At 63.6% G+C, this 20,637-nt stretch carries 22 protein-coding genes; 15 read left to right on the forward strand and 7 right to left on the reverse strand.

What is annotated here, in order from left to right; all coding sequences use genetic code 11:
- Positions 1-46: 46 nt before the first annotated feature.
- A complete protein-coding gene (locus GJB56_RS01230) occupies positions 47-394 on the reverse strand; it encodes a hypothetical protein (protein WP_113682362.1) in 348 nt (115 codons plus the stop codon).
- A gap of 110 nt (positions 395-504) precedes the next feature.
- Between GJB56_RS01230 and hemL the strand changes: the two genes are divergently transcribed.
- From hemL to GJB56_RS01265, 7 genes are all read left to right on the forward strand, one after another.
- A complete protein-coding gene (gene hemL / locus GJB56_RS01235) occupies positions 505-1,830 on the forward strand; it encodes a glutamate-1-semialdehyde 2,1-aminomutase (RefSeq protein ID WP_019744354.1) in 1,326 nt (441 codons plus the stop codon).
- A gap of 67 nt (positions 1,831-1,897) precedes the next feature.
- The gene (locus GJB56_RS01240) at positions 1,898-2,557 is read left to right on the forward strand and encodes a histidine phosphatase family protein (protein ID WP_003941868.1); all 660 of its coding nucleotides are present in this window, start codon (positions 1,898-1,900) and stop codon (positions 2,555-2,557) included.
- Positions 2,554-3,159: a TlpA disulfide reductase family protein gene (locus tag GJB56_RS01245; protein ID WP_021333937.1), complete on the forward strand. Its 606-nt coding sequence runs from the start codon at positions 2,554-2,556 to the stop codon at positions 3,157-3,159. The genes GJB56_RS01240 and GJB56_RS01245 overlap by 4 nt, the downstream gene beginning before the upstream one ends.
- A gap of 2 nt (positions 3,160-3,161) precedes the next feature.
- Positions 3,162-4,010: a cytochrome c biogenesis CcdA family protein gene (locus GJB56_RS01250; RefSeq protein WP_003941906.1), complete on the forward strand. Its 849-nt coding sequence runs from the start codon at positions 3,162-3,164 to the stop codon at positions 4,008-4,010.
- Positions 4,007-5,671: a cytochrome c biogenesis protein ResB gene (gene resB / locus GJB56_RS01255; protein ID WP_113682363.1), complete on the forward strand. Its 1,665-nt coding sequence runs from the start codon at positions 4,007-4,009 to the stop codon at positions 5,669-5,671. Before GJB56_RS01250 ends, resB begins: the two co-directional genes overlap by 4 nt.
- Positions 5,668-6,630: a c-type cytochrome biogenesis protein CcsB gene (gene ccsB, locus GJB56_RS01260; RefSeq protein ID WP_047889757.1), complete on the forward strand. Its 963-nt coding sequence runs from the start codon at positions 5,668-5,670 to the stop codon at positions 6,628-6,630. The genes resB and ccsB overlap by 4 nt, the downstream gene beginning before the upstream one ends.
- Positions 6,631-6,772: 142 nt before the next feature.
- Positions 6,773-8,407 (forward strand): MinD/ParA family ATP-binding protein, encoded by a 1,635-nt coding sequence (locus GJB56_RS01265; protein WP_113682364.1) that lies wholly within the window; start codon positions 6,773-6,775, stop codon positions 8,405-8,407.
- A 25-nt stretch (positions 8,408-8,432) separates the two neighbouring features.
- On the opposite strand, the gene GJB56_RS01270 is transcribed toward GJB56_RS01265, so the two are convergent.
- Together GJB56_RS01270 and GJB56_RS01275 are read right to left on the reverse strand one after the other, a co-directional pair.
- Positions 8,433-8,639 carry a hypothetical protein gene (locus GJB56_RS01270; protein WP_019744349.1) on the reverse strand — a complete coding sequence of 69 codons (207 nt, stop codon included), beginning with the start codon at positions 8,637-8,639 and terminating at the stop codon, positions 8,433-8,435.
- A gap of 163 nt (positions 8,640-8,802) precedes the next feature.
- A complete protein-coding gene (locus GJB56_RS01275; RefSeq protein WP_003942029.1) occupies positions 8,803-9,015 on the reverse strand; it encodes a BldC family transcriptional regulator in 213 nt (70 codons plus the stop codon).
- 291 nt (positions 9,016-9,306) lie between these two features.
- Between GJB56_RS01275 and GJB56_RS01280 the strand changes: the two genes are divergently transcribed.
- Together GJB56_RS01280 and GJB56_RS01285 are read left to right on the forward strand one after the other, a co-directional pair.
- Positions 9,307-9,693, forward strand: a complete 387-nt coding sequence (locus GJB56_RS01280) for a DUF4229 domain-containing protein (protein WP_019744347.1) — start codon at positions 9,307-9,309, stop codon at positions 9,691-9,693.
- Complete coding sequence (locus GJB56_RS01285) at positions 9,690-10,793, forward strand: PLP-dependent cysteine synthase family protein (RefSeq protein ID WP_021333942.1); 1,104 nt, start codon at positions 9,690-9,692, stop codon at positions 10,791-10,793. The genes GJB56_RS01280 and GJB56_RS01285 overlap by 4 nt, the downstream gene beginning before the upstream one ends.
- Here GJB56_RS01285 and GJB56_RS01290 read toward each other — a convergent pair.
- The gene (locus tag GJB56_RS01290) at positions 10,691-11,314 is read right to left on the reverse strand and encodes a GNAT family N-acetyltransferase (protein WP_113682365.1); all 624 of its coding nucleotides are present in this window, start codon (positions 11,312-11,314) and stop codon (positions 10,691-10,693) included. The two genes, GJB56_RS01285 and GJB56_RS01290, sit on opposite strands and share 103 nt — an antisense overlap.
- Positions 11,315-11,436: 122 nt before the next feature.
- Between GJB56_RS01290 and GJB56_RS01295 the strand changes: the two genes are divergently transcribed.
- Genes GJB56_RS01295 through GJB56_RS01310 form a run of 4 tightly spaced genes read left to right on the forward strand, consistent with a single transcriptional unit; the run spans position 11,437 to position 13,527 of the window.
- Complete coding sequence (locus tag GJB56_RS01295; RefSeq protein ID WP_021333944.1) at positions 11,437-12,174, forward strand: lysophospholipid acyltransferase family protein; 738 nt, start codon at positions 11,437-11,439, stop codon at positions 12,172-12,174.
- 54 nt (positions 12,175-12,228) lie between these two features.
- Positions 12,229-12,480 carry a helix-turn-helix domain-containing protein gene (locus GJB56_RS01300; protein WP_113682366.1) on the forward strand — a complete coding sequence of 84 codons (252 nt, stop codon included), beginning with the start codon at positions 12,229-12,231 and terminating at the stop codon, positions 12,478-12,480.
- A gap of 5 nt (positions 12,481-12,485) precedes the next feature.
- Positions 12,486-13,097, forward strand: a complete 612-nt coding sequence (locus GJB56_RS01305; protein ID WP_113682367.1) for a Clp protease N-terminal domain-containing protein — start codon at positions 12,486-12,488, stop codon at positions 13,095-13,097.
- Positions 13,098-13,146: 49 nt separating this feature from the next.
- On the forward strand, positions 13,147-13,527 hold the full coding sequence (locus GJB56_RS01310) for a phage holin family protein (protein ID WP_003941998.1): 381 nt from the start codon (positions 13,147-13,149) through the stop codon (positions 13,525-13,527).
- 12 nt (positions 13,528-13,539) lie between these two features.
- Here GJB56_RS01310 and GJB56_RS01315 read toward each other — a convergent pair whose 3' ends face one another.
- Complete coding sequence (locus tag GJB56_RS01315) at positions 13,540-14,409, reverse strand: 1,4-dihydroxy-2-naphthoate polyprenyltransferase (protein ID WP_019744341.1); 870 nt, start codon at positions 14,407-14,409, stop codon at positions 13,540-13,542.
- A 49-nt stretch (positions 14,410-14,458) separates the two neighbouring features.
- Between GJB56_RS01315 and GJB56_RS01320 the strand changes: the two genes are divergently transcribed.
- Positions 14,459-17,707, forward strand: a complete 3,249-nt coding sequence (locus GJB56_RS01320) for a BTAD domain-containing putative transcriptional regulator (RefSeq protein ID WP_113682446.1) — start codon at positions 14,459-14,461, stop codon at positions 17,705-17,707.
- Between the two features lie 21 nt (positions 17,708-17,728).
- Here GJB56_RS01320 and GJB56_RS01325 read toward each other — a convergent pair whose 3' ends face one another.
- Together GJB56_RS01325 and GJB56_RS01330 are read right to left on the reverse strand one after the other, a co-directional pair.
- Entirely contained in the window at positions 17,729-18,556 is an 828-nt protein-coding gene (locus GJB56_RS01325; RefSeq protein ID WP_003941848.1) for an ABC transporter permease, read from the reverse strand.
- On the reverse strand, positions 18,553-19,560 hold the full coding sequence (locus GJB56_RS01330) for a daunorubicin resistance protein DrrA family ABC transporter ATP-binding protein (RefSeq protein WP_003941960.1): 1,008 nt from the start codon (positions 19,558-19,560) through the stop codon (positions 18,553-18,555). The genes GJB56_RS01325 and GJB56_RS01330 overlap by 4 nt, the downstream gene beginning before the upstream one ends.
- 154 nt (positions 19,561-19,714) lie before the next feature.
- On the opposite strand from GJB56_RS01330, the gene GJB56_RS01335 reads away from it, so the two are divergent.
- A complete protein-coding gene (locus GJB56_RS01335; RefSeq protein ID WP_230091113.1) occupies positions 19,715-20,608 on the forward strand; it encodes a hypothetical protein in 894 nt (297 codons plus the stop codon).
- The last annotated feature ends 29 nt before the right edge of the window (positions 20,609-20,637 follow it).

A 20,637-nucleotide genomic window follows, 5' to 3' on the forward strand; every position in this document is an offset into this window, starting at 1 on the left:
GCGCGTAGCGCACCGCGGGCAACCCGGTTCGATCCCAACCTCACATTCAGCAGGAGCCCGCGGCACCCGCTTCGATTCCTTGGCGGAAGAGTTCCTTCTCGCTCTCGGACATAGCCTGGTACGAAGGGTCGTTCTCGACGATCTTCAGGAAGTCGGCGCCCGCTGTCTGTGTCGACGTGTCGCCGCTCTGAACACGCTGCTGAACGTAGACGGACACTGCCGAACACCCGCCGAGAAACGCCGGGTCGGTGCTCGTTGCCGCGGTGGTTCGAGCCGAGTCTGTGACGCTCGGCGGCGACGAAACTGTCGCCTTGTCGTCGTTCGAAGCGTCCGAACCACACGATGTGAGAAGAATCGCAGCCGAGACCATCAGCGTCGTCAACAGTCGCTTCATGCTCGGAATCGTCTCACGCGGGGCCCGGTTCGACCGGAAAACTCGCCTCGAGCACCGAAGTCCTACACCCTGTCGTTGTCAGATTCGACAGAACTGGGACACTGGAAGCCGTGACTGTGTCTTCCGGTGATCCCGACGTGCATGCAACGAACTCCGCTCGGCTCTTCGAACGTGCCGGCAACGTGATTCCGGGTGGCGTCAACTCGCCCGTCCGCGCGTTCGGTTCGGTCGGCGGAACACCGCGATTCATTCGCGAAGCATCCGGCTACACCCTCACCGACGTCGACGGGAACAACTACGTCGACCTGGTGTCGTCCTGGGGTCCGATGATTCTCGGGCACGCTCACCCGGCAGTCGTCGAAGCCGTTCGCGAAGCAGCGCTCGGCGGTCTCTCCTTCGGTGCGCCGACCGAAGGCGAAGTTGCCCTCGCCGAGGAAATCGTCGCCCGCGTCGCGCCCGTGGAAAAGGTTCGCCTGGTCAACTCCGGAACCGAAGCCACGATGAGCGCAGTCCGCCTCGCCCGCGGATTCACCGGACGCACCAAGATCATCAAGTTCTCCGGTTGCTACCACGGCCACGTCGACGCCCTTCTCGCCGACGCCGGATCGGGCCTCGCGACGTTCGGGCTGCCGACCTCACCCGGCGTGACCGGCGCTCAAGCCGAAGACACCATCGTCGTCCGCTACAACGATCTCGATGCAGTCGCCGCGGCGTTCGCCGCCAACCCCGGCGCCATCGCGTGCGTCATCACCGAAGCTGCAGCCGGAAACATGGGCGCCGTCGCACCGCTTCCCGGTTTCAACGAGGGTCTGCGTCGTCTCACCCGTGAGCACGGCGCACTCCTGATCATGGACGAGGTGATGACGGGATTCCGCGTCAGCGCCTCGGGTTGGTACGGCATCGACAACGTCGCCGGCGACCTCTACACCTTCGGCAAGGTCATGAGCGGCGGCCTGCCTGCCGCAGCCTTCGGCGGCCGCGCCGACATCATGGGTCACCTCGCGCCGGACGGTCCCGTCTACCAGGCCGGCACCCTCTCTGGTAACCCCGTGGCCGTCGCCGCCGGACTCGCGAGTCTGCGCGCCGCCGACGCCGAGGTGTACGCCAAGCTCGGCCGGAACGCGACCGCCCTCGGCGACCTCATGACCCAAGCCCTCACCGCCGAAGGCGTCGAACACCGTGTGCAGTACGCCGGAACCTTGGTGAGCGTGTTCTTCACCGAGAACACGGTGACCAACTACGACGAAGCCAAAGCCGCGCAGACCTGGCGATTCCCCGCCTTCTTCCACGCGTTGCTCTCCCGCGGCGTGTACCCGCCGCCGAGCGCGTTCGAAGCGTGGTTCGTCTCCGCTGCACTCGACGATCGAGCATTCTCGATCATCGCCGACGCCATGCCGCACGCCGCCAAGGCCGCAGCTGCTGCCGTCAAGCCCTGACACGTTCAAGCTCGAGCAACAACCGCACGCTTCCGACATCCATCTTCTTCAGCGAGGACCCTCGACTGTGACCGACGCCGATCACCCCGACCACACGTCCACCCGCACCATCGTCCACGTCCTTCGCCACGGCGAAGTTCACAACCCGCGCGGGATCCTCTACGGACGGCTCCCGGGCTTCCGGTTGTCGGTGGCGGGCGAAGCCCAGGCTCGTGCGGTCGCGTCGGTGCTCGCCGATCACGACATCACCCACGTGGTCGCGTCGCCGCTGCAGCGCGCACAAGAGACCGCGACGCCGATCGCCGAGGCACACAAGCTCGACATCGTCACCGACGAAAACCTCATCGAGGCAGGCAACGAGTTCGAGGGTCTCAAGGTTGCCGTCGGGGACGGTGCGCTCTCACGTCCGCGTCACTGGTGGAAATTGCGTGACCCGTTCACCCCGTCCTGGGGCGAGCCCTACCTGCAGATCGCTCATCGCATGCTCGCAGCCGTCAACGCCGCACGCGTCGCGGCAGTCGGACACGAAGCCGTCGTCGTCAGCCATCAGCTTCCGGTCTGGACACTGCGTCGATTCCTGCAGGGCGAGCGTCTCTGGCACGATCCCCGTCACCGTCAGTGTGGACTGGCCTCGTTGACCTCACTGGTCTACGAGGGCGACACCCTGGTCGACATCGTCTACTCCGAACCTGCCGGTGCCTCCGACCCGAGAGTGACAGGAGCATGATTTCGCGCCGCATCGCCGCAGCATTCGCAGCCGCTGCGTCGGCGATGCTTCTTCTCTCGTCCTGCGCGACCGGCGACGACGCCGTCGCACAGGGCGGAACTTTCGACTTCGTCTCACCGGGCGGGCAGACCAAGATCTTCTACGATCCACCGTCCGACCGAGGCACCATCGGCAAGCTCTCCGGGCCCGATCTTATGAACGAAGGTAAGAAGGTCGGCGTCGACGACTTCGAGGGCAAGGTCGTCGTCCTCAACGTCTGGGGTCAGTGGTGCGGGCCGTGCCGCGCCGAAGCCGACGACCTGGAACAGGTCTACGAGCAGACCAAGGATTCGGGCGTGCAGTTCCTCGGCATCAACGTCCGCGACGACACCAAGAACAAAGCGCAGGACTTCGTGGTCGACAACAAGGTCTCGTACCCGTCGATCTACGACCCGTCGATGCGTTCGCTGATCGCCCTCGGTGACGGCTACCCCACGTCGGTCATTCCGACGACGATCGTCCTGGACCGCCAGCATCGCGTTGCCGCGGTGTTCCTCCAAGAACTTCTCGCCGAGGATTTGCTGCCCGTCGTCCAGCGAGTAGCTCAGGAAGACGCGCAGTAAAGATGACAACCACGACCACCACGCTGCTGGCAGGCAGCGACACACTGAGTGCCGGTGTGGGCGAAGCGTTTCAGAACGCGGCGTCGTCCGGTCCGCTTCTGCTGGCCCTCGGCGCCTGTGTGCTCGCCGGTCTGGTGTCGTTCGCTTCACCGTGCGTCGTGCCGCTCGTCCCCGGCTACCTGTCCTACCTGGCCGGCGTCGTCGGCGCCGACGCCCCCGCGATCACCGCCGACGAGGCGAGGACCCGGACGATCACCCGGAGCAGTCGCCTGAGGGTCGCCGGTGCGGCCGGATTGTTCGTCGCCGGCTTCACCGTCGTCTTCGTTCTCGCGACCGCGTCGGTGTTCGGCGTGATCTCGACTCTGCTCGTCAACCGCGAGGTCCTGATGCGCGTGGGCGGTGTGGTCACGATCGCGATGGGTCTGGTGTTCATCGGACTGATCCCGGCGCTGCAGAAAGACGTCCGTTTCGAACCGCGTCGTGTGTCGTCGCTGGTGGGGGCGCCGCTGCTCGGGGGAGTGTTCGCGCTGGGGTGGACGCCATGCCTCGGGCCGACGTTGGCAGGCGTGATGTCCGTAGCCGCGGGAACCGACGGGATGACCGCCGCGCGCGGTGTCACCTTGATCGTCGCGTACTGCATCGGACTCGGCCTGCCGTTCATCATCTTGGCGCTGGGGTCGGCGCGTGCGCTGACCGGCGTCGGCTGGTTGCGTCGTAATGCACGCACCATTCAAATTTTCGGCGGAATCATGTTGGTGGCAGTGGGAATCGCCCTCGTCACAGGCGCGTGGGACCAGTTCGTCGGCTGGGTTCGCGACGCATTTATCTCGGAGGTGACGCTGCCGATATGACAGCTGACGATAATAACGACAACCCGACACCCGTGCTGCCGAAGCAGTCGGTGATCGGTCGAGTCGTTGCACTCGGGCGCAACACCTGGCGCGGGCTCACCTCGATGCGGACCGCGCTGGTTCTGCTGTTCCTCCTCGCACTCGCTGCGATCCCCGGCGCCCTGCTGCCACAGCGAACCCTCAACGAGGGCAAGGTCGCCGACTACATCGCCGAGCGTCCGACGCTCGGTCCGTGGATGGACCGCCTCGAACTGTTCGACGTGTTCAGCAGCTTCTGGTTCACCGCGATCTACGCTTTGCTCTTCATCTCGCTGGTCGGCTGCATCCTGCCGCGTTGCGTGGAGCACGCGAAGGCGCTGCGCACCCGTCCGGTGAATGCGCCGCGCAATCTTGCTCGCCTGCCGCACCACACCAAGAGCGTCGTCGACGGCGAGACTCCCGACGAACTTGCTGCCCGGGTGTCGAAAGAACTGCGTGGGTGGCGCGTCGAAACGCGTCGCGGCGATACGAAATCACGACGCGAAGGCGAGATCACCATCTCGGCGGAGAAGGGATACCTCCGCGAATTCGGCAACCTCGTGTTCCACCTGTCCCTGGTCGGATTGTTGATCGCGATTGCCGCGGGCAAGTTGTTCGGCTACGAGGGCAATCGCATCGTCATCGCCAACGACGGCCCCGGATTCTGCACGACTTCGCCGGCAGTGTTCGACTCGTTCGTCGCGGGCCTGAGCCTCGACGGCACCGGCATGACTCCGCTGTGTGTCCGTGTGAAGAATTTCCAGGCCGACTACCTCGAGACCGGTCAGGCAGAGATGTTCACCTCGGACATCTCGTACCAGGCAGGCGACGACCTCGAGTCCGATACCTGGCGGGACACGACCATCCAGGTGAACCACCCGCTGCGGATCGCCGGCGATCGTGTGTACCTGCAGGGACACGGATACGCGCCGACATTCACCGTCACGTTCCCGAACGGTGAGACCCGCACCGAGACGCTCCAGTGGCGTCCGGACGACGCCACGACGTTCCTGAGTAGTGGCGCAATGCGTTTCGACCCGCCGGGCGGCATGTATCCCGATACGGACGAGCGCCGGAAGAACCAGATTGCCATCGAAGGATTGTTCGCGCCCACAGCGCTGTTCCACGGCAACCTGCTGTCGTCGAGTTACCCGGCGATGAACGATCCGGCAGTCGCCATCGACATCTACAAGGGTGATACCGGACTCGATACCGGTAACCCGCAATCGCTGTTCGAACTCAACACCGAACTGATCAATCAGGGCCGACTGGTCAAGCAGGATCGAGTCAATCTGTTCCCGGGTGAGAGCGCGACGCTTGCCGACGGAACTCAGGTGCGATTCGATGGTGCCGTCGACTTCGTCAACCTGCAGGTCTCCCACGATCCCGCTCAGGTGTGGGTACTGGTTTCAGCGTTGACGATGATGGCGGGGTTGCTCGTCTCGCTCGTGATCAAGCGTCGCCGCGTCTGGGCACGTATCTATCCAGATGACGAACGACGTACTGTAGTAGAACTTGGTGGGCTTGCCCGCACCGACCACGCAGGCTGGGGCGACGAGTTCGACCGCCTCGCCGACCGCTTGCTGAAAAGCAATCCGACCACCGCGGTGAACCAACCGCACGCGCAGGAGAACGCCCGATGACAACCAACGAGACACTCGCGCAGTACAGCGACTGGGCCTTCAAGTCCGCCTTCACCGTGCTTGTGCTGGCGTTTGTGCTGCTCATCGTGCAGTACGCGTCGGCCAGAGCAAAGGCGGTTCAGGACAAGGAACTGGTCACCGCCGGCGGAGTCGATGCGTCCGTGCCTGGCAGAGTCGCGGAGACTCCGACCAAGTCGCTCTCGGAGCGATTCGGCGGAATGGGCCGAGCTGTCTTGGTTGTCGGAACAGTACTGATCTTCGCGTCGATCGTGCTCCGCGGATTTGCGACGGAACGATTCCCACTCGGCAACATGTACGAATTCGTGGCGATGGCGTGTGCGGCGTCGTTGCTGGTCGGGCACGTCCTGCTGATCAAGCCGGCGTACCGTCCGATGTGGGTCTTCCTGCTGGTACCGGTTCTGATCTTGATGTTCCTCGCCGGCACGGTTCTCTACGCCGACGCGGCTCCCGTGGTTCCGGCGCTGCGCTCGTACTGGCTGCCGATTCACGTGACGATCGTCAGCGTCGGCTCCGGCATCTTCATGATCGGCGGTATCGCCAGCCTCCTGTTCCTGTTGCGACTGAAGTTCCCGCCCGGTGACGAAGGCACGAGCATCGGCGGCCGGATCGCGGAGCGACTGCCGGACGCCCAGACGCTCGACCGCTTGGCATACAAGAGCACGATCATTGCATTTCCGCTGTTCGGCGCAGGTGTGATCCTCGGTGCGATCTGGGCGGAAGCTGCATGGGGACGCTTCTGGGGTTGGGACCCCAAAGAGACGATGTCCTTCATCGCCTGGGTGATCTACGCGGCCTATCTGCACGCGAGGGCAACGTCTGGTTGGCGGGAGACGAAGGCTGCCTGGATCAACATCGCCGGATTCGTTGCGATGCTGTTCAATCTCTTCATCATCAACATGGTCGTGTCCGGCTTGCACTCCTACGCGGGACTCAACTGATCCTCTCGAGGTACCGTGGGTGGCTGCCGACCGGTCTGTAGGTATTACCGGTGGGTAAGTCAGGGGCGGCGCCAGCTACGATGCAGCTTGGTGAATTACTAGCTGTCTGGTAGCTGCGGGATCGACGAGGGGGAACTGCGAGATGGCCGACAAGATCGAAGACGCCGGAGCAGGATTGTGGGAGCCGGTGCGTCCTGCCGAGCCGACGCGGCGCGAGCTGCGCACATCCGCGCCCGAGCCGTCATCCGACTCGGTTCCCAGTGATGTTCGCGGTCTCTTCGTGGCCCCGGTCGACTCCGGCCCGCTCCAGCAGGTCGCCGGCCAGGCGCCCAGTGCACCCGCCGCTCCGCCGCCGACGACGACCCCAGCGACTCCGGCGGCGCCGGTACCAGGTCCCAAGACGCCGGTCATCCAGTATCCGGCAGCACAGCCCGGCCCGATCAACGGCCAGTTCTCGACCTCGCCCGCGATGCCGATGCAGACCTATGAACCTACGAATCGTGCAGGGTCGGTTCCGGATTCGCGAACTGGCCCTCCGCAGCCTGTCCAGAGTCCGCTGCCTGTCCAGAATTCGCAGCCCAGTCCGACCGCGCATGGATCCGCGAGACCGCTCCAGCACCCGCAGGCGCCTTTTGCGCCCGGCGTGCATCCGCCAAATCCCGTGATTCGGCAGTTCGGGCACCCCGGCGCTGCGCCGGTGCAGAACGGCCACGCCCTCCAGAATGGTCAGGCCATGCCGATGGCCCCGCCGACAGCGCCACCTACTCGCGCTCCGATGCCGCAGACCGGATTCAACTCGGCTCCGGACAGTCGCTTCGAGTCGGCTCTCCCGATGACTGCGCAAGATCTCTCGGCTGCGCTCCTCGTCAAGCGGCCTGTCCGGCCTGCCCCGGTGGGTGGCTGGCGCAAGGCGCTGTACACGTTGTCCGGCCGATCGGTGAACCTCGGAAACGGTGCAAAGGAGCAGCACCTCGTCGAGTTGACGCGCCAGATCAACCAGCCGCTGCAGGGCTGCTACAAGGTTGCGGTGCTCAGTCTCAAAGGTGGCGTCGGAAAGACCACGACCACTGCGACACTTGGGTCGATGTTCGGCTCGATCCGCGGCGATCGCGTCGTCGCTGTCGATGCAAACCCCGACCGGGGAACGCTGAGCCAGAAGATCCCGCTCGAAACTCCGGCAACAGTGCGAAACCTGTTGCGCGACGAGAACAGTATCGAGAAGTACAGCGACGTCCGCGGCTACACATCGCAGAATCGCCACCGTCTCGAAGTGCTTGCATCCGACAGTGATCCAGCAGTTTCAGAGGCCTTCAGCGGCGGGGACTACACGCGCACGGTCGACATGCTCGAGAAGTTCTACAGCATAGTTCTGACCGACTGCGGCACCGGATTGATGCACTCGGCGATGCAGGCCATTCTCGAAGGTGCAGATTCGTTGATCGTCGTCAGTTCCGGATCTGTCGACGGTGCACGTAGCGCCTCCGCGACACTTGATTGGCTCGACGCTCACGGTTACAGCAGGCTGGTCGCCACGTCCGTAGCCGTCATCAACGCGGTACGGCCTCGCTCGGGCAAGGTTGATCTGCCCCGGGTCGTCGAGCATTTCGAGCAGCGCTGTCGAGCGGTGAGACTGATTCCGTTCGATCCGCATTTGGAAGAGGGCGCCGAAATCGATCTGGACCGGCTGCGTCCAGGTACTCGGGAAGCGGTGCTGGAGTTGGCTGCGGTGGTTGCGCAGGACTTTCCGGCCTCCCCGTTCGCGTTGCCGGGGCGGTAATCGGATAGCCGGGTGAGCCCGGACGCTACGTCGACGTGTCAGTCGGCGGTACGTCCGGCCCTTCCGTGCGCTTGCGTCGTGTTTGCTGGTTCACATTCCACAGGAATTCGGGATCGTCGTCCGGCCCGCGTACGCCGCTCACCGGGGTACGCGTCGACGGATCGGGCCCGAACGCCTTCCACATCAGAACGATCAATGTCACCAAACCCACCAACGCCAACAGATACAACACGGCGCACCTCCTCAGGGAACTGAAGTCGAGCCTACTCAGTCTCCGGCCCGCTTCACCAGAAGTGGTGCGGACAAGCGTTTCGGCTCAGTGCGCTGTGCTGTATCTGTCGGGTACTGCAAGATCTGTCGGGTACTACAAGTACTTCGACGTGAGCTGAAGTTGCTCAGTTGTTGTCCGCTTCGGTAGTCAGCGAGCGCAGAAGCTGCATGACCTCGGTCTCACGGAATCGACGATGTCCTCCTGGTGTGCGAAGCGAGCCCAGTCGTCCTGCGTGTGCCCAGCGGGTCACGGTCTTGGGATCGACATGAAACAATGCCGCTACCTGTCCGGGCGTCATGAGTGCGTCTGCGGCGGTATTGAAGGTTGGTGCGCTCATTGTGAGGTCCTCCATGTTGATGTCGAACGTTTGACGAACAGTGATTCCGAACCGAGCAGTGATTCCGAACTTTGGTTCCGAACCGTTGTGTCGACCAGTTGCCAAAAACCTGCGTCGAGTTTGTTTCGAAGTCCTTCGCTCACATTCGACCGTTTTCTGAGTGGTAGCGCAATGTTTGCACAGATATAGCCGGGTAGTCGATCTTTCAAGATAAAGTAATGTTTAAGTAAAGGACAAAATGGATATAGCGGGCTCAGTCCCACCCGTATTCGGAATGGGTAACCTGAGAGGGTGAGTCAGTTGTCTGAAAACCCCGAAAATGTTCCTTCTGAGCCGGTCAAGGCCAGTAAACCCTCCGCAAACTCTGGGCAAGCAAAGTCGGCTGCCGGGCCGGTGACCAAGGGTCAACTAGCCCGCGACGTGGTGCTGTACTCGGTCGCTCGGCTGCTGCTTGTCGTCGTGATCGGTGCCGTCATCATCGGTGGCGGAAAGCTCGCCGGCACCGACGTTCCCCTGATCGTCGCGGCACTGTTCGCAGTTCTCATCGCGCTGCCGCTGTCGCTGCTGCTCTTCGCGAAACTGCGCAAGCGTGTCAATGCGGGCATCGCGGCGGTCGACGCCCAGCGTCGGTCCGATCGTGACGATCTTCGCTCCAAGCTGCGCGGAGACGGGCGGTGACCACGGAGTCGCTCGACGTCGACCGTCGGACCTCGCGCCAGTGGGTCGACAACGCGGTGCGGCTGATCGAAGCCGACGCGCAACGCAGCGCGGACACTCACCTACTGCGCTATCCGCTGCCGAGTAACTGGACCGTCCAGCTCTATCTGAAGGACGAGTCGACCCACATCACGGGGAGTCTCAAGCATCGACTCGCACGGTCGCTTTTCCTCTACGCGATCTGCAACGGCTGGGTTACCGAAGAGACCACCGTCATCGAAGCGTCGTCCGGTTCGACGGCTGTCAGCGAGGCGTATTTCGCGAAGTTGCTCGGCCTGGATTTTGTCGCGGTGATGCCCGCGAGCACGAGTCCCGCCAAGATCGCACTGATCGAGGCGCAGGGCGGACGTTGTCATTTCGTGAGCGATCCGTCCTCGATCTACTCGGAATCGCATCGGCTCGCGAGTGAGTTGAACGGTCACTACATGGACCAGTTCACCCACGCCGAGCGCGCGACGGACTGGCGTGGAAACAACAACATCGCCGAATCGATCTTCACTCAGCTCGAGCACGAGGAACATCCGATTCCCGACTGGGTGGTCGTCGGAGCCGGGACGGGCGGAACCGGCGCCACGATCGGCCGCTTTCTTCGCTATCGGAAATTCGACACGGGGCTGTGCGTGGTAGATCCGGAGCACTCCGTGTTCTTCGACGCGTGGCGAGCGAGCGATCCGTCGATCGTCGGTACACGGGGTTCCCGGATCGAGGGCATCGGCCGTCCGCGCGTCGAACCGTCGTTTGTCGGTCAGGTGGTCGACCGAATGATCAAGGTGCCGGACGCAGGCTCGATCGCGGCCGCCCGGCACGCCAGCACAGCCCTGGGGCGCAAAGTGGGTGGCTCGACGGGGACGAACCTGTGGGGAGCTTTTGCGTTGATTGCCGAGATGATGGCAGCCGGGCGCAGCGGCAGCGTCGTCACGCTGCTGTGCGACGGCGGAGAGCGTTACTCGGGCACGTACTACAACGACGAATGGGTGGCGTCGGAAGGGATCGACCTGCTCGGTCCGACGGCAGTGCTGGACGAGTTCGTACGTTCGGGTGCGTGGACGGTCAGTTCCTGAATCGCCGGCGCCGGACCGTGTGACGGGCGGCTCATCGTCACCCGCGGCCAGGCGTCCAGCCCGGACGACTGCTCGTCCGTTCTGATGCGTATCAGGCCGGGAGAGAGCGTGTTCTCGGCCAGACGCACGAACCCGAGTCGCTCGTAGTACGGCGCGTTCCACGGAACGTCGACGAACGTCGTCAGAGTCACGAGATCGTGGTGATGGTCCGCCGCCCATTCGGTGACGGCGTCGATCAGCTGAGCTCCGAGGCCTTTGCGGGCATGATCGGGGTGAACGGAGACCTGTTCGATATGTGCACCGCCGTCCACGATCTCGACGAGCGCATACGCAACGGGTACGTCGTTTGCGTCGGTCTGAACCCAGATGTGCTCGGCTGCGAGAAAATCGTTCAACTCGTCGAGCGTCGGCGGTGGATCGTCTGCGATGGCGTCCATCCCGATGTCTCGGAACGGTTCGCCCGCGGCGATCTCGATCTGTTGCAGTGCGGGTAGGTCGGTGGATATGGCCGAGCGGATCACAGAAACCGTTTTACCTCGAGAGCGGAGTTTCTCCCAGCGCTACGCCTTCTGTAACCCAAACCTACGCAACCGTAGGTTGTGTATCGTTTGGTCAAGGGGCACTTCTCCAGCGAGGGCGGATCATGGGCAATCCTGAAGTTTCACTCGACAATTACGAGGCTGTGTACGAGTACTACCGCAGTCATCAGCAGAACCGATTCGTGGCGAAGCTCGCTTATGCCGCATTGGCGCTGAAGTACCGCCCGCGAGTGAAGTACGCGCCGGGTGCGGAAGCCGCGCTGAAGACTCTGCTGGAACGCAAGACGCAGTTGGTCGTGGCAGTCAATCATCTGACCGAGAGCGACCAGTTCACGCTCGCCGCGACCGCGTGGCGGACTCCGTTGCGTCGAGTGATCGGACGGACCCGGGTCCTCGCCAAAGACGAACTCTTCGTTGATCCTTCACAGCGCAAGAAGGTCGACATGATGGGCAGCATCCCGGTTTTTCGCAGCAAGAACTACGGCCTCCGTGCAGTTTCGGATGCCGGCCGAGTGATGATGGACGTCGCGGCCGAGCGGCTGGGCAACGGGGATTGTCTGGCGATTTTCCCGGAAGGGACGTGCAACACCGAAGATCCGACGCGGCTGCAGCACGTCAACAGCGGAATCGGCCACATCGTCGCGCGCGCCGAGAAGTTGGGATGCTCACCGGCCCTGGTGTCGATCGGCATCAATTACGGTCCGGTGGCCGGCGACGTCAAGGCTGCGAGTGTCTTTGTCGGAATGCCGGTGACCGAACTTCCGGACAAGCCGATGGATATCGCCCGAACTGTGCAGGCCGACTTGCAGGTGGCAGTGAACGGAGCCGTCGCCGGATACTAGACGCGCCTGTCAATTTTGGTTGACAGATTCCGGTTGTCAACCTAAATTGACATCATGACCGAAGCAACCTCTCTCGCTGCTGCCGCCGGTAGCCCGGATCCCACCGAGGGATTGCGTGCTGTTCGAGCGCTGCGTCGTCTACTCGAAAAACTCGAGGCCATTCAGGTCGCCAATGCGCGCCGTCACGGATGGTCCTGGCAGGCGATCGCGGATGCTCTCGAGGTCAGCCGTCAAGCCGTCCACAAGAAATACGCGTCCGCGCAGTCGGAATCGATGCTGCGTTCACTGCGCGAGAAGGGCAGGTAATTGCCATGTTCGAAAGGTTCTCCGCACAGGCTCGAGGCGTCGTTGTCGATGCTGTCGCCGGATCCGGTCCGGTCACGCCGATGGAACTTCTGACCGCGCTGCTCACCTCTGATCGGGGCATCGCCACCGAGGTGCTCACCGAGTCCGGTGTCTCCCTCGACGTGATCCGCCGTGCCGGCGCCGGCGCGAAGGGCGGTGACTCGAAAGGCGCTGACTCGAAAGGCGCTGACTCGAAAGGCGCTGACTCGAACAATCTCGACGACGACGCCGAGATACTCAAGTCGATCGGCATCGATCTCGATGCGGTTCGGGAAAGCCTCGAGCAGTCGTTCGGTGAAGGTGTGCTGGACGAGACGCCCGTGCCGGACGGTGTCGATACTTCGCGGAAAGGCCGATTCGGGTTTCCTCGTTCACGATTCGAGAAGGACTCCAAGAAGGTGTTGGAACTCTCGCTTCGTGAAGCACTCGCGCACAAGGACAATCGAATCGGTGCCGAACACATTCTGCTCGGCATCCTGCGTGTCGCCGACGGGCCTACCCGTCAGGCCCTCGAAACGCAGGTCACGATGTCGGTGATCCGTGAGCGCTTGGAAGCGAAGATGAATCGCGCCGCCTAGATTCGGCACGGCTCCGCATGCACGGGGCGGGATGTGCCAGCATTCAGACATGACATTTCTGGCACGTCTCATCATCAACGGCATAGCCATCTGGCTGGCGTCGGCGTGGGTCACCGGCATCACGATCGCCAACCACGACAACGGCACCTGGGGCACGGTTCTCGTGATCGCGGTGATCGCTTTGATCTTCACGGTGGTCAACGCCTTCATCAAGCCGGTAGTGCAGCTTCTCTCACTACCGCTGCTCATCCTGACCCTCGGACTGTTCACGCTGGTGATCAACGCCCTGATGCTGATGCTGACGGCGTGGATCTCGTCCGGTACGTCCTACGGCTTGACGGTCGACGGCTTCTGGACGGCAGTCTGGGGCGCGCTGATCATCTCGATCGTGAACTTTCTGCTCAGCGCGTTCGTCCCCGACAACCGTTGAGTACGTCGACGTTCAGGCGAGACTGAGCGCAACTGCGGTCGCGGCACCCCAGACGAGCATGGCGAGTCCGGTGTCGCGCAACGCGGGGATCAGAGCCATTCCCTGGCCCCCTGAACGCAGCGGGGCGTTGGCTCGGATTGCCAGTGGCAACGCCAGCAATCCGAGCAGGGCCCACGGAGTACGCAGGATCAGCAGCAAGGTCGCGACGAACGGGACGGCCAGCAGGATCACGTGCAGCGTGCGGGTCTTCGCGTCGCCGAGCCGGACTGCGAGAGTGATCTTTCCGGACTCGGTGTCGGTCGGGATGTCTCGAAGATTGTTGGCAACGAGCACCGCGCTCGAGAATGAACCGATGGCGATCGCGCCGGCCAGCCCGGCCAGATCCACCCGTTCGGCCTGTACGAATTGAGTTCCCAGCACTGCGATCAGCCCGAAGAAGATGAACACGGCGATCTCGCCGAACCCGCTGTATCCGTACGGCTTCTTGCCGCCGGTGTAGAACCAGGCACCGATGATGCAGAACACGCCGACCGCAACCAGCCACCAGGCTGTGGTCGCCGCCAGAACGAACCCGGCTACCGCGGCAACGGTGAAGCAGCTGATCGCTGCGGCCTTCACAGCTCCGGGACTGACCAACTTCGATCCGACCAAGCGCAGTGGCCCGACGCGGTCGTCGTCCGTTCCGCGGATTCCGTCGGAGTAGTCGTTCGCGAAATTCACCCCGACGATCAAGGCCAAGGAGACGATCAGTGCCAGGAGCGCCTTCCACCACACTGCGAGGTCCAGGGACGCCGCGGCTCCGGTGCCGACCAGCACGGGCGCAATCGCGTTCGGGAGTGTGCGCGGCCTCGCGCCTTCGATCCATTGAGCAGCTGTTGCCATACAACGATCTTTGCACTGTGCAATACGATCGAACGCGGTGGATCAGCACATGACTCGAGACGTGAGTGAGCGCGCCAGGTACGCGCAGTCGGGCGAAGACCCGGCAGACATTGCCTTGCTCGGACCCATTTCGACCAAAGTGGGCGATCGTCTGGTTCCGTTGCCGGGTCCGCGAGCTCGAACTCTGCTGGTTGCGCTGGCTCGCAATCCGGGTGAGCCCCGTACCGCGCAGAGCCTGATCGACGACGTCTGGGGGCTGGAGCCGCCGCGCTCACCGATGAACGCCCTCCACACTCAGGTCTCGCGCCTGCGATCTGCACTTCCGGACGGGGCACTCGAAGTCACGGCGGCCGGATACCGGCTCACTCTCGCTCGGGAGCGTGTCGACCTGGCGCGGGCAGCGGACGCCGCCCGTCGTCTGCGCGCCGGCGGCGCCGACGCGTCCGAGGCACTCGCCGTCACGACCGCGGCGCTGCGCCTGTGGCGCGGTACCCCCGGGAGCGACGTGGTCGGCGACGTCGCAGATCGTCTGGCGCTCGACGCAGGCCGCGTGTACGACGAACTGGAGTCCGCGCAGATCGACGCGTTGCTCACGTTGGGGGAGTACGCGGCCGCCATTCCACTGGTGCGCGGACGCCATCTGTCGAGCCCGTTCGACGACACAGCGGCCGAAGCGTTGATGCGTGCGCTCGCCGGAGCCGGCCGGGTCAACGAGGCACTCGAAGTATTCGCGGAGTTCCGCAACCACCTCGCCAATCGCCTGGGCGCTGATCCGTCACCCGCACTGGTGGCTCTGAACGCGGAACTTCTCGGGGCACCTGCGGCAACACCGCGAGCTGCGCGGGCGATCGGTCTACGCGCTGCCCCCAACACCTTGCTCGGTCGCGACAGCGACATCGACCAGATCGAATCCTTGCTGGCTCGCTCACGTGTGGTCACCATTCTCGGACCTGGTGGCGCCGGAAAAACCCGTCTCGCACACGAATTGGGCCTGCGCGGATCCGTGAACCAGCCTGGCGTCGCGGTGGTACTCGTGGAGTTGGCGTCGTTGCGCAGCAGTGAAGATGTCATCGCGGCCATCGGCGGCACCCTCGGAATCAGCGAATCCGATCTGGCGCCAGGCAAATTGACCGTCGGCCGGACGCATTCGGCGCGAGAGCGACTCAAAGAGGCGTTGTCCGCCGGTCCGATGTTGCTCATCCTCGACAATTGCGAGCACGTGATCGGCGCGTGTTCGGAGATAGTGGCCGAGATGATCGCGGCCGGTCGTCAGCTGACGGTACTGACCACCAGTCGTTCGCCGCTCATGATCAGTGCCGAGGCGGTGTACCCGTTGCCGCCGTTGGCGATCGACGACGGAACCGGCTCGGCAGTCGAACTCTTCTCGGCGAGAGCACGTGCGGTGCGGCCGTCCGTTCATCTGGACGTCGATGCGGTCGTCAAGCTGTGTACGACGCTCGACGGACTCCCGTTGGCGATCGAGCTCGCGGCTGCCCGGGTCCGCACGATGAGCGTCGACGAGATCGGTTCGAGACTTCGAGATCGGTTCGCGTTGTTGCGCTCCGATGATCCGACGTCTCCGGATCGGCATCGCACTCTGCACGCGGTGATCGACTGGAGCTGGAATCTGTTGGGCAGCGGGGATCAGATTGCGCTGCGTCGATTGTGCCGATTCCCGGCAGGTTTCACGCTTTCCTCGGCGCAGGCCGTTGCCGGGTGGGGCGCGTTGACCGATGTGGCCGGCGCCGTCGAAGCGCTGGTCAATCAGTCACTTCTTTCCGTCAGCGACGGGCAGGGTGAGCTTCGGTACTACATGCTCGAGACGGTCCGTGAATATGGCGAGGAGCGACTCGCCGCGTCCGGAGAGGGGCCGGAAGTCATCCGGCGCCTGGATGACTGGGCAATCGCGATCGCCGAGGACGCCGTCGTGCGTGCACGCACGGATCAGCTGCGCCTGATTGCCGACCTCGACGCCGAGCACGACAACCTTCTCGCGGTTCTTCGCTGGGCCGTGGAGCGCGGCGACGCGGTCACCGTAGCCAATGTCTTTCCCGTCCTCGCGATTCTGTGGGCCGTACGAGGATCGAATTCGGAAGTCTCGAACTGGGCGTCGAAGATCGTCGGGGCGACCGCGGACAACGATCTACGCGATGTAAATGCAGAATTGGTGGGCGCGACGTTCATTCTGGTGGCGATGCATCTGTTTTTCGCGGAGACCGATCGAAACCATGCCCGCGCGCGGGTTCGTCTTCGAAAGCTGTTGCGTGAGCGCGATGATCTCGGTCCGTTGTTCGCATTTCTGATCAAGCTGACCACGAGTGGGATCGCCAACCACAGACTTGCGCGTTTGGTTGCGGAAGGCGTTCGCAGTTCCGACCCCGAGACCCGAATGGCTGCGCTGTCCGCGCGTTCGAATATGCGCGAGAACATCGGGGATCTGCGGGGCGCTTTGCTGGACGGGGAAGCGTTGTTCGACTACGCGACCAATGCCGGTGACGAGTGGGGCCTTGCGATGGCGGCCCAGCATGTCGGGTCGGTCCACAGCCAATCCGCGCGATATGGCGAGGCCATCGAGTTCTACGCGATTGCGGCGGCGTCGATGGAACGCCTCGGTGCACGTGACGAGGCGATGCAGCTCATCTGCTTTCAAGCCGGAGCAATGATCGCATCCGGTGACACCGCCGGCGGGCGAACACTTCTCGATCGGGCACGCCCGGCCTTGGCGCACTCGGGTGGGACCGGTGCCATCGAAACCGATCAACGGCGCGCGGCGCTCATAGCGAGCATCGCCGAGGCGGATCTCGCCGACGGCCGAATCGACGAAGGGTTGGCCAGGTATCGAGAAGCACTGGAGTTGTTGGGCTCTGCGATCGAGAACATCTTCGGTGATCCCTTCGTCGTTCTGCTCGGTGCTGCGGCCGTGTGTGCTCACGTCGTTCACGGCCGACATGAACTCGTGGCAAATCGTGTTCTGCAGATGAAGGATTCGAGTGCTCTCAAGTTCGATCCCAAGGGTTATGCGGACCTGCCGCTCGCGGGTTCCTTGGCGTCGGCGATCGGGTCGTTCGATCTTGTCACGGGCAACATCGATCGAGGGGTCGAACTGATGGCTCTGTCGTTGAAAATGCCGGGGAGACAGGACTTCGTCTCGCTCCACCATGCGCGCCTCTCCGAATTCGCGGTTGGTGTAGTCGGAGCCGACAAGTGGTCTGTGGAAACCGAGAAGGTATCGGGTTACTCACGCAGAGCGGTCCGCGAAGCAGTGTTGGCTGCGCTTCGCGGACCGGTGCTGGATTAGAGCTGGACGATGTTGCGGGACTTATGTCTTGCGCATGTACATCCGCACGGTCAGGGGCGCCATGACGGCAACGATCACCGCGGCGCCGACCAACGACCACACGACGTGGATACCGAAGTGACCGTCGTTGGCCAGCTCGCGAACCGCGGTCACCAAGTGTGAGACCGGATTGACGTTCACGAACTTCTGAAGCCAACTCGGCATGGTGGCAGGATCGACGAACGCATTCGACAGGAACGTCAGCGGGAACAGCACGAGCATCGAAACACCCTGCACCGTAGACGCTTTGTTCATCAGCACGCCCATGAGGGCGAAGATCCAGCTGATGGAGAACGCGCACACCATGACCAGGATCGCGGCAGACAGAATGCCGACCACGCCGCCTGCGGGGCGGTATCCCATCGCGAAACCGACGATGAACGTGATGGTCGTGGCGATGCCGTAGCGCACGACGTCGGCGAGCAATGCGCCGGACAGCGGGGCGATACGAGCGATGGGAAGGGATTTGAAGCGGTCGAACACGCCCTTGTCCATGTCCTCACGAAGCTGAGTGCCCGTGACGATGGAACCGGTGATGACGGTCTGGACGAGGATGCCGGGGATGATCGTCGGCAGATATGCCGTCACGTCACCGGCGATCGCGCCGCCGAAGATGTACGTGAACATCAACGTGAAGATGATCGGCTGGATGACGACGTCGAATAGTTGCTCGGGGTTGTGCTTGATCTTGAGAATTCCGCGGTACGCCATCGTGAACGTGTTCGCGAAGCTCTGCTGCAGGCTGATGCGGCGGGGTGCGGCGTCCGGCTGGGCTATCGGCGACCGGGGTTTGGTGAGGGTGGTTGTCATGCGACGCTCCGATCGGAGTCGTTGTCGGACTGGGCGTCGTTGCGTCCACCGTCTTCGGGCTGGTGCCCGGTAATGGTCAGGAACACTTCGTCCAGGCTGGGTTTCTGTACGTTGATCTCGTCGACGGCAATTCCTTGCTCACGCAGACGGATCAACAGGTCCGCTGTGATCGACGGGTCGCTGAGCGGTGCGGTGATCCGACCGACTTCGGGGGTGACTCCCACCTCGACGCTGAGCGCAGCCGCAATGAGCGAGCGAGCTTCCTCGGTTCGGTCACGGTCGACCAACTTGAGCTGGAGGGAGGAGATCCCTACCGAAGCCTTGAGTTCGTCGGCGGTGCCGTTGGCGATCACGCGACCGCGGTCGATCACCGCGATGCGATCGGCCAACTGATCGGCCTCGTCGAGGTACTGCGTGGTGAGCAACACCGTCGAGCCCTCGGCGACGAGTCGCCGAATGGTCACCCACATCTGGGCGCGGGTGCGCGGATCCAGGCCGGTGGTGGGTTCGTCGAGGAACAGCAGCGGCGGGCGGGCGATCAGGCTGGCCGCCAGATCCAGGCGCCGACGCATACCGCCGGAGAAGTTCTTCAGCGGTTTGGTTGCGGCCTCGACCAGGTCGAACTCCTCGAGGAGTTCGAGGGACTTGGTGCGCGCATCGCGGCGGCTCAGGCCGAGCAACCGGGAGAAGATCACAAGGTTCTCGGTCGCGGTCAGATCCTCGTCGACGGAGGCGTACTGCCCGGTGACGCCGATCAGGGAGCGGACCGCGGTGGGTTCACGGCTGACGTCGTGACCGAAGATGCGCGCCTCACCGCCGTCGGGGCGAAGGAGGGTGGCGAGCATGCGGACAGTGGTGGTCTTGCCGGCGCCGTTCGGCCCGAGGACGCCGAACACCGAGCCGGTGGGGACGGTGAGGCTGACGCCGTCGACCGCGCGGTGCTCGCCGAACTTCTTGACGAGTCCGTCGGCCTCGATGGCAAGAGGCGAAGCTGTGTGGTTCATGGGATGAAGCTTGGCAGATCGATCTTGCATGGACCTTGCGTGGAACTTGCGGTTACTTGCACAGCGCGCGAGGTCGGTGCTCCACAACCGGCAAACAATCCCCAGACGGATCTTGCTTGTCGGTGTGCGGGCGCGGCGGCATCACGCTCGCTGCATGGAGATTCTCACGCGGGCACAGGCTCACCGCGACGGCACCAGCGACGCGCAGTTGCAGCGAGCGGTCAGGCGCGGCGAGCTGCACCGAATCGCAGCGGGGATCTACATGCGCGCCGATCACTTCCGCGAACTCGATGCGAGAGCACGCCACCGCTGCGCTGTCATGGTAGCCACCGAAAGCTGTGGACCAGGCGCAATCGTGAGCCACGCTTCGGCAGCGGTCATGCACGGATTGGATTGCGGCGGATTGCGATTGGGCACCGTGCACATGACGCGTAACCGGTGCTCGGGTGGGCGGAAGAGTCAAACCTTGCATCTTCATCCGGCAGTGGTCCCGGCCGAGGAGGTCGTGCTGATCGACGGCGTCGCAACCACGTCGCTTGCGCGAACGTTCGTCGACCTCGCACGGACGACGCCGTTCGAGAACGCCGTGGTGATCGGCGATTGCGCCCTGCGACGCGGAATGAGGCGTGAGGACGTCGACGCTTCGCTCGATCATGCGCGCGGACGGCTGGGAATGAGTCGCGCTCGAGTGGCGGCGACGTTCATCGAACCAGGTGCCGAGAGTCCGGGGGAGTCCATCAGCCGGGTACGCATGCGCGACGACGGTTGGCCGATGCCGACCCTGCAGCACGAGATCCGTCACGGTGGCCGGTTCATCGGGAGAGTCGATTTCTTCTGGAAAGAGCACGGTGTGGTGGGCGAGTTCGACGGGATGGTCAAGTATCGCGGCGACAATCCGGGGAGGGCGGTAGAGCGCGAGAAACTGCGGGAGGACGCGATCCGGGACGCGGGGTTCGAGGTGTTCCGGTGGGTATGGGCGGATCTTCGCGACTTCGAACGTGTCCGCGAAAGGTTCGAGCGGGCTTGCCTCCGCGGAGCCGCGCGCTGATTGTGCAGCCGCGGCGCTGATCAGGCCTG

Origin of the sequence: Rhodococcus sp. AQ5-07, assembly GCF_009707305.1 — a bacterium.
Taxonomy (GTDB): Bacteria; Actinomycetota; Actinomycetes; order Mycobacteriales; family Mycobacteriaceae; genus Rhodococcus_F; species Rhodococcus_F erythropolis.

Coding starts and splice junctions, on each gene's coding strand:
- GJB56_RS01330 (WP_003941960.1), bottom strand. CDS start 19,560: ATGAACCACACAGCTTCGCCTCTTGCCATCGAGGCCGACGGACTCGTC.
- resB (WP_113682363.1), top strand. CDS start 4,007: ATGACAGCTGACGATAATAACGACAACCCGACACCCGTGCTGCCGAAG.
- GJB56_RS01250 (WP_003941906.1), top strand. CDS start 3,162: ATGACAACCACGACCACCACGCTGCTGGCAGGCAGCGACACACTGAGT.
- GJB56_RS01335 (WP_230091113.1), top strand. CDS start 19,715: ATGGAGATTCTCACGCGGGCACAGGCTCACCGCGACGGCACCAGCGAC.
- GJB56_RS01295 (WP_021333944.1), top strand. CDS start 11,437: ATGGGCAATCCTGAAGTTTCACTCGACAATTACGAGGCTGTGTACGAG.
- GJB56_RS01320 (WP_113682446.1), top strand. CDS start 14,459: ATGACTCGAGACGTGAGTGAGCGCGCCAGGTACGCGCAGTCGGGCGAA.
- GJB56_RS01245 (WP_021333937.1), top strand. CDS start 2,554: ATGATTTCGCGCCGCATCGCCGCAGCATTCGCAGCCGCTGCGTCGGCG.
- GJB56_RS01305 (WP_113682367.1), top strand. CDS start 12,486: ATGTTCGAAAGGTTCTCCGCACAGGCTCGAGGCGTCGTTGTCGATGCT.
- GJB56_RS01230 (WP_113682362.1), bottom strand. CDS start 394: ATGAAGCGACTGTTGACGACGCTGATGGTCTCGGCTGCGATTCTTCTC.
- GJB56_RS01310 (WP_003941998.1), top strand. CDS start 13,147: ATGACATTTCTGGCACGTCTCATCATCAACGGCATAGCCATCTGGCTG.
- ccsB (WP_047889757.1), top strand. CDS start 5,668: ATGACAACCAACGAGACACTCGCGCAGTACAGCGACTGGGCCTTCAAG.
- GJB56_RS01275 (WP_003942029.1), bottom strand. CDS start 9,015: ATGAGCGCACCAACCTTCAATACCGCCGCAGACGCACTCATGACGCCC.
- GJB56_RS01265 (WP_113682364.1), top strand. CDS start 6,773: ATGGCCGACAAGATCGAAGACGCCGGAGCAGGATTGTGGGAGCCGGTG.
- GJB56_RS01325 (WP_003941848.1), bottom strand. CDS start 18,556: ATGACAACCACCCTCACCAAACCCCGGTCGCCGATAGCCCAGCCGGAC.
- GJB56_RS01315 (WP_019744341.1), bottom strand. CDS start 14,409: ATGGCAACAGCTGCTCAATGGATCGAAGGCGCGAGGCCGCGCACACTC.
- GJB56_RS01300 (WP_113682366.1), top strand. CDS start 12,229: ATGACCGAAGCAACCTCTCTCGCTGCTGCCGCCGGTAGCCCGGATCCC.